General features: G+C 35.6%; 14 protein-coding genes and 1 other RNA gene. 11 read left to right on the top strand and 4 right to left on the bottom strand.

All coding sequences use genetic code 11. The features are described from left to right. The first annotated feature begins 72 nt into the window (after nucleotides 1–72). The 10 genes from estA (at nucleotide 73) to alo (ending at nucleotide 12,016) form a co-directional block, all read left to right on the top strand. Nucleotides 73–813 carry a carboxylesterase gene (gene estA / locus AC0ONG_RS24325; protein ID WP_000761976.1) on the top strand — a complete coding sequence of 247 codons (741 nt, stop codon included), beginning with the start codon at nucleotides 73–75 and terminating at the stop codon, nucleotides 811–813. 142 nt (nucleotides 814–955) lie between these two features. Then, nucleotides 956–3,394, top strand: coding sequence for a ribonuclease R (gene rnr / locus AC0ONG_RS24320; RefSeq protein WP_000391343.1), 2,439 nt, complete (start codon nucleotides 956–958; stop codon nucleotides 3,392–3,394). 371 nt (nucleotides 3,395–3,765) lie between these two features. Continuing rightward, nucleotides 3,766–4,233, top strand: a complete 468-nt coding sequence (smpB, locus tag AC0ONG_RS24315) for an SsrA-binding protein (RefSeq protein ID WP_001123917.1) — start codon at nucleotides 3,766–3,768, stop codon at nucleotides 4,231–4,233. 126 nt (nucleotides 4,234–4,359) lie between these two features. Beyond that, nucleotides 4,360–4,714, top strand: a transfer-messenger RNA (tmRNA) gene (ssrA, locus tag AC0ONG_RS24310). A gap of 400 nt (nucleotides 4,715–5,114) precedes the next feature. Further along, on the top strand, nucleotides 5,115–5,792 hold the full coding sequence (locus AC0ONG_RS24305; protein WP_017763742.1) for a response regulator transcription factor: 678 nt from the start codon (nucleotides 5,115–5,117) through the stop codon (nucleotides 5,790–5,792). A gap of 385 nt (nucleotides 5,793–6,177) precedes the next feature. After that, a complete protein-coding gene (locus tag AC0ONG_RS24300) occupies nucleotides 6,178–7,197 on the top strand; it encodes a siderophore ABC transporter substrate-binding protein (protein ID WP_000749440.1) in 1,020 nt (339 codons plus the stop codon). 19 nt (nucleotides 7,198–7,216) lie between these two features. Continuing rightward, nucleotides 7,217–8,233: an ABC transporter permease gene (locus tag AC0ONG_RS24295; RefSeq protein WP_000041823.1), complete on the top strand. Its 1,017-nt coding sequence runs from the start codon at nucleotides 7,217–7,219 to the stop codon at nucleotides 8,231–8,233. Next, on the top strand, nucleotides 8,230–9,294 hold the full coding sequence (locus AC0ONG_RS24290; protein ID WP_000631243.1) for an iron chelate uptake ABC transporter family permease subunit: 1,065 nt from the start codon (nucleotides 8,230–8,232) through the stop codon (nucleotides 9,292–9,294). Before AC0ONG_RS24295 ends, AC0ONG_RS24290 begins: the two co-directional genes overlap by 4 nt. Continuing rightward, nucleotides 9,291–10,043, top strand: a complete 753-nt coding sequence (locus AC0ONG_RS24285) for an iron ABC transporter ATP-binding protein (RefSeq protein WP_000590056.1) — start codon at nucleotides 9,291–9,293, stop codon at nucleotides 10,041–10,043. The genes AC0ONG_RS24290 and AC0ONG_RS24285 overlap by 4 nt, the downstream gene beginning before the upstream one ends. 434 nt (nucleotides 10,044–10,477) lie before the next feature. Beyond that, nucleotides 10,478–12,016 carry an anthrolysin O/cereolysin O family cholesterol-dependent cytolysin Alo gene (alo, locus tag AC0ONG_RS24280; RefSeq protein ID WP_000576735.1) on the top strand — a complete coding sequence of 513 codons (1,539 nt, stop codon included), beginning with the start codon at nucleotides 10,478–10,480 and terminating at the stop codon, nucleotides 12,014–12,016. Between the two features lie 34 nt (nucleotides 12,017–12,050). Here the strand turns inward: alo and AC0ONG_RS24275 are convergent, their stop codons facing one another. The 3 genes from AC0ONG_RS24275 to AC0ONG_RS24265 form a co-directional block, all read right to left on the bottom strand. Further along, nucleotides 12,051–13,331 (bottom strand): purine/pyrimidine permease, encoded by a 1,281-nt coding sequence (locus AC0ONG_RS24275; RefSeq protein ID WP_136996428.1) that lies wholly within the window; start codon nucleotides 13,329–13,331, stop codon nucleotides 12,051–12,053. A gap of 127 nt (nucleotides 13,332–13,458) precedes the next feature. Then, nucleotides 13,459–13,908: a cyanase gene (gene cynS, locus AC0ONG_RS24270; protein WP_033669095.1), complete on the bottom strand. Its 450-nt coding sequence runs from the start codon at nucleotides 13,906–13,908 to the stop codon at nucleotides 13,459–13,461. Nucleotides 13,909–13,963: 55 nt separating this feature from the next. Next, nucleotides 13,964–14,545 carry a beta-class carbonic anhydrase gene (locus AC0ONG_RS24265; protein WP_000926482.1) on the bottom strand — a complete coding sequence of 194 codons (582 nt, stop codon included), beginning with the start codon at nucleotides 14,543–14,545 and terminating at the stop codon, nucleotides 13,964–13,966. Between the two features lie 167 nt (nucleotides 14,546–14,712). On the opposite strand from AC0ONG_RS24265, the gene AC0ONG_RS24260 reads away from it, so the two are divergent. After that, nucleotides 14,713–15,144 (top strand): Lrp/AsnC family transcriptional regulator, encoded by a 432-nt coding sequence (locus AC0ONG_RS24260; RefSeq protein ID WP_002008929.1) that lies wholly within the window; start codon nucleotides 14,713–14,715, stop codon nucleotides 15,142–15,144. A 263-nt stretch (nucleotides 15,145–15,407) separates the two neighbouring features. Here AC0ONG_RS24260 and AC0ONG_RS24255 read toward each other — a convergent pair whose 3' ends face one another. Then, nucleotides 15,408–16,373 carry a DUF4822 domain-containing protein gene (locus AC0ONG_RS24255; RefSeq protein WP_016099171.1) on the bottom strand — a complete coding sequence of 322 codons (966 nt, stop codon included), beginning with the start codon at nucleotides 16,371–16,373 and terminating at the stop codon, nucleotides 15,408–15,410. Between the last annotated feature and the right edge of the window lie 296 nt (nucleotides 16,374–16,669).

The following is a 16,669-nucleotide window of genomic DNA, read 5'->3' as shown; positions in this document are numbered from 1 at the left end:
AATATAAATATGGTACACTAGATATAGAAAGAATACGACTAGATTACAGAAGAGAAAGAGGAGAAGTACATGATGAAATTAGCATCTCCGAAACCATTTACATTTGAGGGTGGAGACCGCGCTGTTTTATTACTACATGGATTCACAGGGAACTCAGCTGATGTACGTATGTTAGGGCGTTTCTTAGAGAAGAAAGGCTACACTTGTCATGCGCCAATTTATAAAGGGCACGGTGTACCACCAGAAGAGCTTGTTCATACAGGTCCTGAAGATTGGTGGCAAGATGTAACGGAGGCATATCAGCTTTTAAAAGATAAAGGTTTTGAGAAAATTGCTGTTGTTGGATTGTCACTTGGCGGCGTATTTTCTTTAAAATTAGGTTATACAGTACCGGTTTTAGGTGTAGTACCAATGTGTGCACCGATGTATATTAAGAGCGAAGAAACGATGTACCAAGGTATATTGGCATATGCCCGCGAATATAAAAAGCGTGAGCAAAAGTCACCAGAGCAAATCGAACAAGAAATGCTGGAATTCCAAAAGACACCGATGAATACATTAAAAGCATTACAACAATTAATTGCTGACGTACGTAACAATGTGGATATGATTTATGCACCAACATTTGTTGTACAAGCACGTCATGACGAAATGATTAATACAGATAGTGCTAACATTATTTATAACGGTGTAGAATCTACGTTAAAAGACATTAAATGGTATGAAGACTCTACGCATGTCATTACACTTGATAAACAACGTGACGAGCTACATGAGGATGTATATAACTTCTTGGAGCAACTAGATTGGTAAGATCTAGTTGCCTCTTTTTTTCATAAGGAATTTTTTGTGAAAACTGTAAAAATCATAAGGGGAGTATTGAAGTTTCGCTTTATACATCCCCTATCTTTCGGATACACTAAATAATATAAGGTTTTAAAGGAGGTATTTTTGCTTGGAAGAAATCACACAAGAACATATTGATAAGTTGTTATTATTTATGAGAGAAGAAGCGTATAAACCGCTAACGATACAAGAGTTAGAAGAGGCATTTGGAATTGAAGGTTCTGAGGGCTTTAAAGATTTTGTAAAAGCACTTGTAATGATGGAAGAGAAGGGACTTGTTATTCGTACACGTAGTAATCGATACGGTCTTCCTGAAAAGATGAATTTAGTACGAGGTAAGTTAATTGGACATGCACGTGGCTTTGCTTTCGTTGTGCCAGAAGAGAAGAAAACTGGAGACGATGATCTTTTCATCCCTCCTACAGAATTAAACGGTGCACTTCATGGCGATACAGTATTAGCACGCCTTAGTTCTCAATCGAGCGGTTCACGTCAAGAAGGTTCAATTGTACGCATTTTAGAGCGTGGAACGAAAGAACTTGTTGGTACATATACAGAATCGAAAAACTTTGGATTTGTTATACCTGACAATAAGCGCTGGACGAGTGATATCTTTATCTTGAAAAGTGCATCAATGGGTGCTGTAGAAGGTCATAAAGTAGTTGTGAAAATTACGAGCTATCCAGAAAACCGTTTAAGCGCAGAAGGTGAAGTTATTCAAATTCTAGGTCATAAAAATGATCCAGGAGTAGATATTTTATCTGTCATTCATAAACATCATTTACCTTTAGCATTCCCTGAAGAAGTGATGGAGCATGCAAACAGTGTACCAGAAACGATTTCAGAAGAAGATTTAAAGGATCGTCGTGATTTACGTGATCAAATGATCGTAACGATTGATGGTGCAGACGCGAAAGACTTAGATGATGCTGTTACAGTAACGAAGCTTGAGAACGGTAACTACAAGCTTGGCGTTCACATTGCGGATGTAAGTCATTACGTTCAAGAAGGTTCTCCAATTGATGTAGAAGCAGCGGAAAGAGCGACGAGTGTGTATCTTGTTGACCGTGTAATTCCGATGATTCCACATCGTCTATCTAACGGTATTTGCTCATTAAATCCGAAAGTAGACCGTCTGACATTATCTTGTGAAATGGAAATCAACAACTTAGGTGATGTTGTTAAACACGAGATTTTCCAAAGTGTGATTAAAACGACAGAGCGTATGACGTATGCTGACGTAAGAAGCATTTTAGAAGATGAGGACGAAGAGTTAATTAAGCGTTATGAGCCATTAGTACCGATGTTTAAAGAGATGGGTCAATTGGCACAAATTCTACGTGAAAAACGTATGCGCCGTGGTGCAATTGACTTTGACTTTAAAGAAGCGAAAGTATTAGTAGATGAAGAAGGAAAACCGACTGATGTTGTTATGCGCGATCGTTCTGTATCAGAGAAGTTAATTGAAGAATTTATGCTTGTTGCGAATGAAACAGTAGCAGAGCACTTCCACTGGATGAACGTACCGTTTATGTACCGTGTCCATGAAGATCCGAAAGAAGATAAGCTTGAGCGTTTCTTCGAGTTTGTAACGAACTTCGGATATGCGGTAAAAGGACGTGCGAATGAAGTACACCCTCGTGCGCTGCAACAAATTCTTGAAATGGTTCAAGGACAGCCTGAAGAAGTAGTTATTTCAACGGTTATGCTTCGTTCTATGAAGCAAGCTCGTTACGATGCGGATAGTTTAGGGCATTTCGGTTTATCAACTGAGTTCTACACACATTTCACATCACCAATTCGTCGTTACCCAGATACAATTGTTCATAGATTAATTCGTGAATACATTATTAATGGTAAAGTCGACAATGAAACGCAAGCAAAATGGCGTGAAAAATTACCTGAGATTGCAGAGCACTCTTCTAATATGGAACGCCGTGCTGTTGAAGCAGAGCGTGAAACAGATGAGATGAAAAAAGCAGAGTATATGGTTGATAAGATCGGTGAAGAGTATGACGGTATGATTAGCTCTGTAACAAACTTCGGTTTATTCGTAGAGCTTCCAAATACAATTGAAGGTCTTGTACACGTTAGCTACTTAACGGATGATTACTACCGTTATGACGAGCAGCATTTCGCTATGATCGGAGAGCGTACAGGAAACGTATTCCGCATCGGTGACGAAATTACAATTCGTGTTATTAACGTAAATAAAGACGAGCGTGCAATCGACTTTGAAATCGTTGGCATGAAAGGTACACCTCGTCGTAAGTTCAAAGATCGTCCAGTCGTTATCGAGCAGCCAAGAACAGGCAGAAAGAAACGCGGTGGACGTAGCGAGCGCAGTAATGAGCGCGGCGGTGAACGTGGCACAGGTAGAAAGTTTGACCGTGGTGGCAAAGGTAAAAGCACAGGAAGAGGATCCGCATCAGCAACAGCATCCACGTCTGCTAGTCAGCCAGGGAAAAAAGATGGTAATGGCAAGAAGAAAAAAGGATTCTTCGAAAACGTACCAGGATTCAAGAAGAAAAAGAAAAAGCGTAAGTAAGAAAAGGATGGCTTCGCTTTGATGAAAAGCGAGGCTTTTTCTTTTTTTATTAGTGGCTTGAGAGCGAGCCACTTTCGCTTTCTAATGGAATCCAGCTACAGTGGCTAGAATGTTCGGCGGCTTCACTTCTTCCCGAGAGGCAAAGAGCGCCTCAAGGTCAGAAGCTCCATCCACCTCACATTCTGAGCGAGCCACTTTCGCTTTTAATGGAATCCAGCTACAGTGGCTAGAATGTTTGGCGGCTTCACTTCTTCCCGAGAGGCAAAGAGCGCCTCAAGGTCAGAAGCTCCATCCACCTCACATTCTGAGCGAGCCACTTTCGCTTTTTATTAACATTTGTTACAATAGTAAAAATAGAGGAGGGACGTTATATGCCAAAGGGTACAGGTAAGGTTATTGCACAAAATAAAAAAGCATTTCATGATTATTTCATCGAAGAAACATACGAGGCAGGGCTTGTCCTTCAAGGAACGGAAATTAAGTCGATTCGCGCTGGTCGCGTGAACTTGAAAGATGCGTTTGCACGTATACATAATGGTGAAGTATGGGTTCATAATATGCACATTAATACATACGAACAAGGGAATCGTTTCAACCATGATCCACTTCGTACGAGAAAATTACTTCTTCATAAAAAAGAAATTGATAAGCTAGCGGGCGCTGCAAAAGAAACAGGTTACGCATTAGTTCCACTTAGAATCTATTTGAAAAATGGATTTGCAAAAATGGCACTTGGTTTAGCAAAAGGTAAGAAACAATATGATAAACGTCACGATTTAAAAGAGAAAGAAGCGAAACGTGAAATTGCACGCGTGTTCCGTGATCGTCAAAAGATGTAATACAGATATTTACATTTGTAAAACGGCGCGCGTATGTTATAATAACTTATGTAAGGTTGTTGCACATTGAAAAACAGCTCTTAGTAGCTATCACGATATTTTCTTCGTATGCTCCATTTTTATCATGGGGACGTTACGGATTCGACAGGGATAGTTCGAGCTTAGGTTGCGAGTCGAGGGGATCGGCCTCGTTAAAACGTCAAAGCCTATAATTGGCAAACAAAACAATCTTTCTTTAGCTGCTTAATTGCACTAAAGGTTCCTCCCTCCATCGTCCATGTGGTAGGGTAAGGGACTCAAACTAAGTGGACTACGCCGGAGTTCGCCGTCTGAGGGCGAAGGAAGAGAACAATCAGACTAGCAACTTGGAAGCCTGTCGATAGGCCGAAGAGTTCGCGAAATGCTAATATATCGACTACACTCGTAGAAGCTTAAGTGCCGATATTTTTGGACGTGGGTTCGACTCCCACCGTCTCCACCAATACATATTTGGTGGTTTTTTTATTTTTTATGATATGAACCATAACTTTGCCAGGTTGGCGAGGTTATGGTTTTTTTGTTTGTGGTTTTATAGAATGCTGAAGTTGATGGGACGGTATCCTTGAAACAGAGAATAAAAAAATGGTTATTGATGATAAGTAGGGAGGTACTATAGCTGCTAGTAAACGCCCAACTGGTGAGTTTGTATTAAAATTTTAATTTATTACAATCTTCATATGTTTTGTGTTTTTAACCATACCTATTGTAAGATTATATAGAGTTCTCCTAATAAGCTGTTTTAATGGATTATTTAGGAATCTTAAATTTATAAATCTTAAATTGTTTTTTCGGGATAATTTTTTTATCTAAATAAGTTATATTGAAGTAGAGGTGAACCATCGGTGAGGCAGGTGTTAGTAATTAAGAATGAAAGGTCTTTAGCGAAGAAAATCGTAAGCGGTCTAACGCAAGAAGGCTATTTCATTTTAAAACTTCACAATGAAAACGAAGGTTTAAATATAATATATGAACAAGATTGGGATATTATCGTATTGGATTGGGATTCATTAAGTATATCGGGACCGGAAATTTGCAGACAAATACGACTTGTTAAAACGACACCGATAATTATTGTGACCGACAATATTTCTAGCGAGGATTGCGTGGCAGGGCTACAAGCAGGTGCAGATGATTATATAAGAAAACCATTTGTGAAAGAAGAATTAGTAGCAAGGGTTCAAGCTATTTTAAGGAGAAGTGATTGTAACCAGCAAAATGAGACGAATTTTTTTCAGTTTAAAGATCTCTTTGTTGATGCATCTAGTAATATTGTGAAAAAAGGTGGCGAAAATCTCTCGCTTACTAAGCGCGAGTACGATTTACTTGTATTTTTAATCAAGAATAAAAATACAATATTGAGCCGTGAAATGCTTTTGAATCAGGTTTGGGGATATAACGTAGTAGTAAATCCAAATGTAGTAGATTTATATATTGGGTATGTAAGAAAAAAGTTAAAGTGCGAGAAGAAAGAAAGATATATTCAAACGATACATGGTAGAGGTTATTCAATGATTGAATGATAAAATAAGGTAATAGAAAAAAGAGTAAAACTGTTTCATTCAGTTTTACTCTTTTTTCTATTGAATCTAATAATCAAATAGTTTCTTAGAAGTATTAAAAGACGTAAAAAAATGGATTATAAAAATATTAGCTATTAATGAGCGTGTTTTGTAGAGGAAATCATGATTAATCAACACGCCTGAATTCACATATTACTTTTGGTGCCTGATTTTATGAATTCACACCATTCACAAGATTTTCACAGAATTAATGACTATACTAATTAACAGGATGTTCAAATGAAAATGATTATCAATAGCGATTCAATTGAATAAAAGTTAATTTCTAATTCAATCTATGGATGTCATCATTTTCGAAATAAATTACACTATAAGGAGTATACATATGAAAAAATCTATGCTTTTAAAATTAGTGAGTATTCTAGCAATTTTTACTTTAATGTTAGTAGCTTGCTCAAATCCAAGTAATGATACTAAAGAGTCAAAGGCTAATAAAGATAATGGTAGTGATAAGACAAAAACGGTTGAAATCACTGATGCTCATGGAACTGTTAAAGTCCCTGTAAACCCAAAGAATGTAGTTGCTTTGGATAACAGAACTTTTGAAACTTTATCTGATTGGGGAATTAAATTAGCGGCTGCTCCAAAGGATATCATGCCTGCAGATTCAGCATATAAAAAGGATGATTCAGTTCAAAACATTGGAAATCACCGTGAACCAAATCTTGAAATTATTGCAGCTGCAAATCCTGAACTTGTAATCGTTGGTCAAAGATTTGCTGGTCATTACGAAGAAATCAAAAAATTAGTACCAAATGCAGCTGTTATTGATCTTAATGTTGATGTATCTGAGAAGGCTACTAAGCCTGGCGAAAACTTAGTAAAAGGACTTAAAGATTCTACAGTTACTTTAGGGAAAATCTTTGATAAAGATAAAGAAGCTAAAAAATTAGTAGCTGATTTTGATAAATCTATTGAAAACGCAAAATCTGCTTATAACGGAAAAGATAAAGTTATGAGTGTTATCGTTACTGGTGGGAATATCGGTTTTGCTGCGCCGCACTCTGGTCGTGTTTGGGGACCAATGTATGAAATTTTCGGTTGGACTCCAGCATTAGAAGTTTCAAATTCTACTGCAGGTCATAAAGGTGACGACGTTTCTGTTGAAGCTATTGCACAAACAAATCCTGATTGGATTTTCGTATTAGATCGTGATGCTGCAACATCTGATGCAGCCACTTCAGCTCCAGCTAAGGATGTTATTTCTAAATCACCTGCTCTTCAAAACACAACTGCTGTTTCTAAAAACCAGGTTATTTATGCACCAGAAGATACTTACACAAATGAATCAATTCAAACTTATATAGAGTTATTTGGAAATATTTCAAAAACTTTAGCTAAGTAGTGTAAAGGAGTACGAAGCAGTGTCAAAAAATATAATTTCTAGGGTTGAGAATATTTCTCAACCCCAGTTTTATAATCACAATAAATTATGGACAAAACCTTTTATAATAGCGATTATAGTTGTTCTAATTTTAGGGATTATATCACTGTTTACTGGAGTTTATGATATACGTGGACAAGAGGACGGAATGGAGATGTTTTTCATCACTCGTGTTCCAAGAACAGTTGCATTAATGCTTACTGGAGCTGCAATGGCGATGGCAGGGCTCGTAATGCAACTCATTACACAGAATCGCTTTGTTGAACCTACTACAACAGGGACTATTGAATGGTCAGGCTTAGGCCTGCTTTTTGTGTATTTACTATTTCCTGCCCCAACTTTAGTGCAAAGAATGACTGGTGCAATCATTTTTTCTTTTATAGGAACTATGATTTTTTTTCTATTTTTAAGAAGAGTTAAGCTTCGTTCGTCTTTAATTGTCCCGATTATTGGATTGATGCTTGGAGCAGTTATTTCTGCAGTGTCTACTTTTTTGGGACTCCTTTTTCAAAAGACGCAAAGTATTGAAACTTGGTTCGTAGGTTCATTTGCGAACGTTCAGGTAGGAAGATATGAATATTTATGGCTGATTGTTATCATTACTTTTCTTATTTTTATGTATGCTAATAGATTGACTTTAGCTGGACTAGGAGAAGATGTCGCAACAAGCCTTGGAGTTAATTACAATAGAATTGTTCTTTTTGGGACTGCTCTTATATCTGTTGCAGTTGGAATTGTTGCAGCTGTTATTGGACACTTACCTTTCTTAGGATTAATTGTGCCAAATATCGTTTCAATGTTTAGAGGTGATGATCTTAGGAGTAATTTACCTTGGGTTTGTGTGATCGGAATGGGGTCAATAACTGCCTGTGACATCATTTCTCGAACAATTATACAGCCTTTTGAATTACCTGTTTCTTTAATACTTGCAACAGTGGGAGCAGTCGTGTTTATTACTATTTTATTGAGACAAAGAAAACCAAGGAGGCTACGATGATCACATTAGAATATAGAAAAAAAGAAAATGTCGAAATCGATTCTAGCCTTCATAATGAAAGTAGATCAGCTAGCGCTTTTCGGTCTAAGAAGGAAGCAAGACGTTATTGGATTTTACTGATTACATTGATTGCTTTAGGTCTCCTTTCTTCATATGGACTTTTAGTTTATAACAATCCAGTTCCGATAGATTCACCTTCTTTTATCCCAGTCGTTAAGAGAAGGATAGTAGCTATTGTTGCAATGATTATCGCTGCAGTTTGCCATAGCTTGTCGACAGTTGCTTTCCAATCTATTACGAATAATAAAATTATTACTCCATCGCTTTTAGGTTTCGAATCACTTTATTCAGCAATTCAAACGAGTACAATATTCTTCTTTGGTGCTAGTGCATTAATAAATTTTAATGGAATTGGATCATTTTTATTCCAAGTTGTTGTTATGGTCTTCATGAGTTTGATACTTTATGGATGGTTACTTTCCGGTAAATACGGGAATTTACAACTTATGCTTTTAGTTGGAATTATTATTGGTACCGGGCTAAATTCAGTGTCAACTTTCATGAGAAAACTACTTGCGCCTTCAGAATTTGATATTTTACAAGCAAGATTATTTGGTTCTGTTAATCATGCAGATCCTGCATATTTTCCTATTGTAATTCCTATGATCATAATTGTAGCAGTATTAATTTTGGCTCATTCTAAGAATTTGAATGTTTTGTCACTAGGAAAAGATGTTGCTACTTCTTTTGGTGTTAAATATCAACCTAGTGTAATTTATACGCTTGTATTAGTAGCTATTTTGATGTCCATTTCAACAGCTCTAATTGGACCACTTACTTTCTACGGCTTTTTAGTAGCAACTTTGAGTTATCAGGCAGCGTCAACTTATGATCATAGATACATTTTTCCGATGGCTTTTGCTATAGGATTTTTAATAATGACGAGTGCATACTTTTTAATGTATCATGTATTCCATGCTCAAGGTGTAGTTTCAGTTATTATTGAATTATTTGGTGGAATCATATTCTTAACTATAGTTTTAAGGAAGAGGGCTTTATGATAAAAATTGATAATGTTAAAAAGTTCTATACTGATAAGGTGAAGATAGGACCTTTGGATATTGAAATACCAAAAGCAGGCTTTACTTCTTTAATTGGACCAAATGGCGCTGGAAAGTCTACGACACTTTTGATGATTGGAAGACTTTTAGATATGGATGAAGGTCAAATTCAGGTAGCAAATATGGATGTTTCTGAATCCAAATCAAAAGACTTAGCAAAAATTTTGACTATATTGCGACAAGAAAATCATTTTGTAACTAGGCTTACTGTTAGACAATTAGTTGGATTTGGGCGCTTTCCTTATTCAAAGGGAAGATTGACTAAAGAAGATGAGGTTATCATTTCTAAATATATTGATTTCTTAGATTTAACTAGTTTAGAGAATAGATACTTAGATGAGCTTTCTGGTGGTCAAAGACAAAGGGCATATGTAGCGATGGTATTGTGCCAAGAGACGGAATATGTACTTTTGGACGAACCTTTGAACAACCTTGATGTTGCTCGTTCTGTTCAAATGATGGAGCATTTGAGACGTGCAGCTAATGAATTTGGACGAACAATTTTGACTGTCATGCATGACATAAATTTTGCGGCTAAATACTCTGATAAAATTTGTGCTATGAAAGATGGACAAATTGCTGCTTTTGGAACAGTAGAAGAGGTTATGGATCCAACACTTTTGACAGATATTTTTGAAACAAAAATAGAAATTATTAATGGTCCTTATGGGCCAATAGCAGTTTATTAGTTATAAAATGTCTTGCGTAGATTATGCAAGACACTCTAGTTGAAGTTGCTGTCTGTATTTTATAGGCAGCAACTTTTTTTATGTGATTACTCATAAAATGCAAAAGAATGCTTCACCTTTTCAAGTATGTACCAAACGAAAAAAATATCTCTGTATAACTTTTTAAAAGAATTCAGTTTGTTTTTGATATGTAATATTGCATATCAGAGTGTATTGATAAAAGTGTAAGGTGTCACTATAATGAGGGCATAAAGATAAACCACATTATCGTAGCAAGAAAAAGGAGGAAATAATATGGAAATCGCAATGGCAGTTTTAAAATTTGTAGGTGGCGTAATCCCGTTAATTCAAGAACTTTTAAAAGCATTTATGTAAGTTTATTAATTAGCTATCATTTATCAATCATTATCATATTTTACTAAAAAAAGAACGGGGTGATTTTTCTGAATATTAAGAAAAACACTAAAAGAAGAAAGTTCCTTGCATGTTTATTAGTTAGTTTATGCACTATTAATTATTCATCTATTTCCTTCGCAGAAACACAAGCAAGTAATGTAACTGATGTAACTAAAAATGCTAGTGGCATTGATACTGGTATAGCAAATCTTAAATATAATAATCAAGAGGTTTTAGCTGTAAATGGTGATAAAGTAGAGAGTTTTGTTCCGAAAGAAAGTATCAATTCAAATGGTAAATTTGTAGTAGTGGAACGCGAGAAAAAATCACTTACAACGTCACCAGTCGATATTTCAATTATTGATTCTGTAGTGAATCGCACGTATCCAGGAGCTGTACAACTTGCAAATAAAGCTTTTGCAGACAATCAACCAAGTTTATTAGTGGCTAAGAGAAAGCCTTTGAATATTAGTATAGACTTACCTGGCATGAGAAAAGAAAATACAATCACTGTTCAAAATCCGACATATGGTAATGTAGCTGGAGCAGTAGACGATTTAGTATCTACTTGGAATGAAAAGTATTCTACAACACATACGTTACCTGCAAGAATGCAGTATACAGAATCTATGGTTTATAGTAAATCACAAATAGCAAGTGCTCTTAATGTTAACGCTAAATATCTTGATAACAGTCTAAACATTGATTTTAATGCGGTTGCAAATGGAGAGAAGAAAGTGATGGTAGCGGCATATAAGCAAATATTTTATACGGTAAGTGCTGAACTACCTAACAATCCATCCGATCTTTTTGATAATAGTGTTACTTTTGACGAGTTAACTCGGAAAGGTGTAAGTAATTCGGCTCCACCTGTTATGGTTTCAAATGTAGCTTATGGTAGAACCGTTTATGTAAAATTAGAAACAACATCTAAGAGTAAAGATGTACAAGCTGCTTTTAAAGCCTTACTTAAGAATAACAGCGTCGAAACGAGTGGACAGTATAAAGATATTTTTGAAGAAAGTACCTTTACTGCTGTAGTATTAGGCGGAGATGCGAAAGAGCATAACAAGGTTGTTACTAAAGATTTCAATGAAATCCGAAATATCATTAAAGATAATGCTGAATTAAGTCTTAAAAATCCAGCATATCCAATTTCATATACAAGCACTTTCTTAAAAGATAATGCAACTGCCGCTGTTCATAACAATACAGATTATATTGAGACGACAACTACAGAATATTCAAGTGCTAAAATGACACTTGATCATTACGGTGCTTACGTTGCTCAATTTGATGTATCTTGGGATGAATTCACATTTGACCAAAAGGGTAACGAAGTACTAACACATAAAACATGGGATGGTAGCGGAAAAGACAAAACGGCTCATTACTCTACAGTTATCCCTCTTCCACCGAACTCAAAAAATATAAAAATTGTAGCAAGAGAATGTACAGGTCTTGCATGGGAATGGTGGAGAACAATTATTAATGAACAAAACGTTCCATTAACAAATGAAATAAAAGTTTCAATTGGAGGAACAACATTATATCCAACTGCTAGTATTAGTCATTAGTTATAAAAAAAGCGCCCTATAAGTAGGGCGCTTTTTACTCTTTCCAAAATTGTTCTAATAGAATGACAAGCATGGTACCCACAAGTAAGCCATTACTTAAAACATATTGTAAGGAAGAAGGAACTCCGCTAAATGCACTTTCTGGAAGAAACAATATTCCCAAACTGATTAATAATGAAATTCCTAATATAGTTAATCGGCATTGATTTAATTCTTCACGTAAAATGGATTGAAATGAAATGCCTATTACTTGGACAAATGTAGCTAAAAGTGCAGCATTAGCAATAGGTCCTGGTAGCAAGGATATAAAGTTTACAATTGAGGGAATAAAAGAAATTCCTGCTAATATAAGACTTGCTATAAGGAACGACTTCACTTTTCTTTGTCCTGTTAGTTGGATAAATCCTGCTGATGCAGGTAATGGTACAATTCCAATTGTAGAGAACAACGACGAGATAATATGTGATATACCTCCGACCCATACACCACGGTTCAGTGTTTGCTTTTCATTTTCTTTAGATAATGGAGCCACTTGTTTTACAGCCGAAATAGCAGCGATTGTATTTGCAACTAAAAGAAATGTAAATAAAGTTGCAGTTAGAGTCATTCCAATATCGAATCTAGGTGTGCCCCAAGCAAATATCTCTGGTAACTTAACTAGCGTTGTATGCGAAGGGATATGAGATGATTTTCCTAATACTGCATACAAAAGCCAACCACATGAAATTCCAAGTAACACAGCGTAACTTTTCATCCATCCTTTCCCTTTAATTGATAAGAAAGTAATAAGGGCAAAAACAAAGAGAGCAATAGTAGTTGTTGTATAGTCAGGATGGGTTGCAGATCCTTGTAATCCTATCATTCCTTTTAGTAACACACCACTAAGCTGAAGAGATAATATTAAAAGAAAGGTTCCTGTAACCAAGGGTGTAAATAAGCGTAAGATTCGATGAACAAGCCCTGTTATACCAAGAAAGAAGAGTAATATACCTGCAATAATTAATCCGCCTTCTAAAAGTTGCAATACGTCTTTTGCACTTTGTCCCTGATGCATAGCGACTTGTCCCAATATGACAAATATACTTACCCATGAACCGGCTGGCCCGTCCGCAATGGGGTAACGATGCCCAAACCACACTTGTAGAAACGAACTTACTCCCACGACTAAAAAAGTCCGCTGCATTAATGTTGAGACATCCTCTATTGGTAAATGGAATATGCCACCAATAATGATAGGTAACGCAATTGCATTTGCTAATAGAAACACAAACCATTGTAGAATACTAAAACTCGTATCAAAGTGTTTTTTATTCATATTATTCTCCTTTGCCGAAAAAGAATCTCATAGTAAAAATCCATCCTTTCTACACAGTTAGATTAAAAAGGATAGATTTATTAAATCTATAAAATTATTTTAATTATATAGATAGATTTTTAATTAATTACCATGTACGGAATGGTAAGAATTTCCCATTAAGTGTAATCACGATACGAGGATCGCCACCTTTTGGATCTTCTTGTGTATCCACACCTAGGTTGAAGTTAATCGCACTCATTACACCTTCGCCCGCTTTTTCTAAGATTAACTCTCTAATAGTTGGTGCATATTGTAACATCATTTCATATAAACGATATGCAATCGGGTCCGTAGGAGGCATTTCCATCACTTGGCCGCGAAGTGGAACTACTGTTAATGATTGAACTACTTCTTCATCTAATTTTAATAGTTTACCAATTTTTTCTGCTTCTGGACGTGTCATTGTAGCTTGTCCTAATAACGCTGTTACAACCCAAGTCTCAGAGTGTTCACTTACTTTTGCAATTTCTTCCCAAGTTAACCCTTTTTCAATTTTTGCCGCTAAAATTTTTTGCGTAGCTTCTTGTCTATTCATATCTAATACTTGTTTTTTCATATCTCATAACTTCCCTTCATATACGTGATAATTATTATTTTGTTTTACTATTTAACGCTTTATATCCATCAACCACTACATCTAATTTACCTGTGTGAGGGTCAATAACTAAACCATGTACAGGAACATCTTTTGGGATAAGTGGATGATTTCTTACTAAATCAACATTAGCTTGCGTTGAGTCGCAAACATCATCGAATCCGAATAACCATTTTTCAAGGTCAATACCAGCATATTCAATTGCTGATAAAATTTCTGATGAAGCTACTCCGCGATCTAATATTTTTTGAAGTGTTCCTTTTGGATTCGTTTGGCTCGCGCCACATCTATGATGTCCAATAAGGAAGATTTCATCTGCATTTAAATCGTATACTGATGCTACAACACTTTGCATAACACTATCGAAAGCAGAAGCAATTTTACCACCTGCATTTCTGATAACCTTTGCATCACCATCGTGTATATCTAAAGCTTTTGGAAGTAGCTCAATTAAACGAGCATCCATGCAAGAAACAACAACCATACGTTTTTTAGGCATTTTTGTCGCTTCACGAGGAGCGTATTCCTTATTTTCTACAAAATGTTCATTGAACGATAGAATTTCTTGTAATAACATATTTGTAACCTCCTTTAAATCTAGATGTATTTTTTTGTTGTGTCCTCTGTGTTATAAGTAAATATAGCTGATAAATAATGTGATGTAAGAGGATAAACTAAGTATAGTGAATTGTATCGATAAGCAGAATAAGTTGGCGAAACACTTTCGGGCTTTCTACTTTCACGGTGAAAGGATTGGTTTATATCATTGATCAAACAGATTTTGAGATACTGAAATTATTAGGAGAAAACTCAAGAATACAATGGAAAGAACTTGGCCAAAAAATACATATGACGGGGCAAGCTGTAGGAAATCGAATTCGAAGATTAGAGGATTTAGGGATTATTGAACAGTATACAATTGCAATAAACCGAATCAAATTAGGACAAGTAGTGACTGCATTTGTTACTTTGTTCGTAACAACGGCTAATCACCAAGAGTTTATGAATTTCTTTCAAGGAGAAGAAGGGATTTCTGAAGTACACCGTATAAGTGGTGAGGGGTGTTATTTATTAAAAACACATTTTGCTTCCAACGAAGACTTAGATAACTTTCTAGGACGACTATTAAAATACGGGAACTACCGTGTTAACTTATCAATAGGAAAGTTGAAATAAGGTTTCTTTTCTTTGGAGGAGATAGTAACGTTATTTGCTAAACTTTATTTGTATAGAGATAATGAAGTCGTTTAATGTTTATCTTAAATAGTCAGAGCCTTACTACAATTTATGTGTAGTAAGGCTTTTTAAAGTTGTTATATTCAACAATTAAGCTGAAGTGTTGAGGGGAGATATGAGACGATTTCTTTCAAGAGAATCATAAATGATTTTGTCTTAAGAAAGATCTTGCAACTCAGTACAGGATCTTTAATTAAACGTTTTTAAAAGCTAAATTGTGGTTTCATATCCCCTTTATAAGGTTCATGTTCAACGAATATAGTTATATCCTTACCAGCTTGGTCTTTACCAGTTCTTTTATACGTAAATTTATTCTTATTTAGTTCAGTAAGTTCAAGAGCAGCACCATATTTATTATTTCCAATTGAAACATGGGCTCTTATTTTATTTTCATGTACAACATCGAAGTAGCCATAATCACCGCGGCTTTGACCTGTTTCGCTATTGAAGAACTCATATTTATTAGATTTGTCATCAAATTTTGCTAGACTTATAAAATTCGAATTAAATTGTGTTACATCGTTACCAGCTTCGTCTAATACCTTTGTTCCGTGCCAAAGGGTACCGCCTAAAATTTTATCTCCATCAACATTTTTAACAATATCTCCTGTAGTCGTGTTCAGCTGCTTGTCCGGATCAGTGAAAGAAAGTTCTTTTTCTTTATATGGAACATGTTCAACGAAAACTTCTACATCTTTACCGTTAGCGTCTTTCCCCATTCGTTTATAAGTAAATACATTTTTATTTAGTTTTGTCATGTCAACGACAGCTTGATACTTCATTGATTCTGAAATTAATATTCTCTTCTTCCCATCATTTGTGACAAAGAAAGTTCCTTTATCGCCACGACTTGCACCTGTTTTAGCATCAAAAAATTCATATCTGCCTGACTTCGCATCATATTTTGCAAGACCAATGAAGTTTGCATTCTCTTTTGTTAAGTCATTCTTATCTTTGTCATACACTCGTGTACCTTGCCAATTTGTCTTGCTAAGAATATTAGCCATTTTTTGCCCTTTAGTTAATTTATTTTCCTTTTTTGTTTCTTTAGCAACTTGTTCTTGTTTTTGTTTACTAGGATTTTCTTCAGCTTTAGTACCAGCACACCCTGTTAATGCTAATGTGAATCCGAGCAGTACGGATGATAGTGCTTTTGTTTTTTTGTTCATGTTTTATCGTCTCCTTATTTTATGATTTTAAGTAGTACGGTTTGCGATTATAGTAGCAGTGCGTCATATATGAACTTAGTTGCTACGTTTCTTATGTTAATACCCGACTATAAACTGCCTCTAAATAAAACATTAAAAAAAGATAAACTAATTCCTAAAAAATGTTCATATTTATAAAAAATCGCTAGCTTGTTGTAGTGCCTACGAGTAATCCAACAAATACATTGTAATGAAGAAGGAAAGTCGCTAACAATAATGTAATTCCTAATGGAGCCAATCGATTGTATTGCAAAATT

The organism is Bacillus sp. TCT6 (assembly GCF_056033845.1).
Note: the sequence above shows the minus strand (reverse complement) of the source record. Positions and strands in the feature narration are given on the sequence as shown.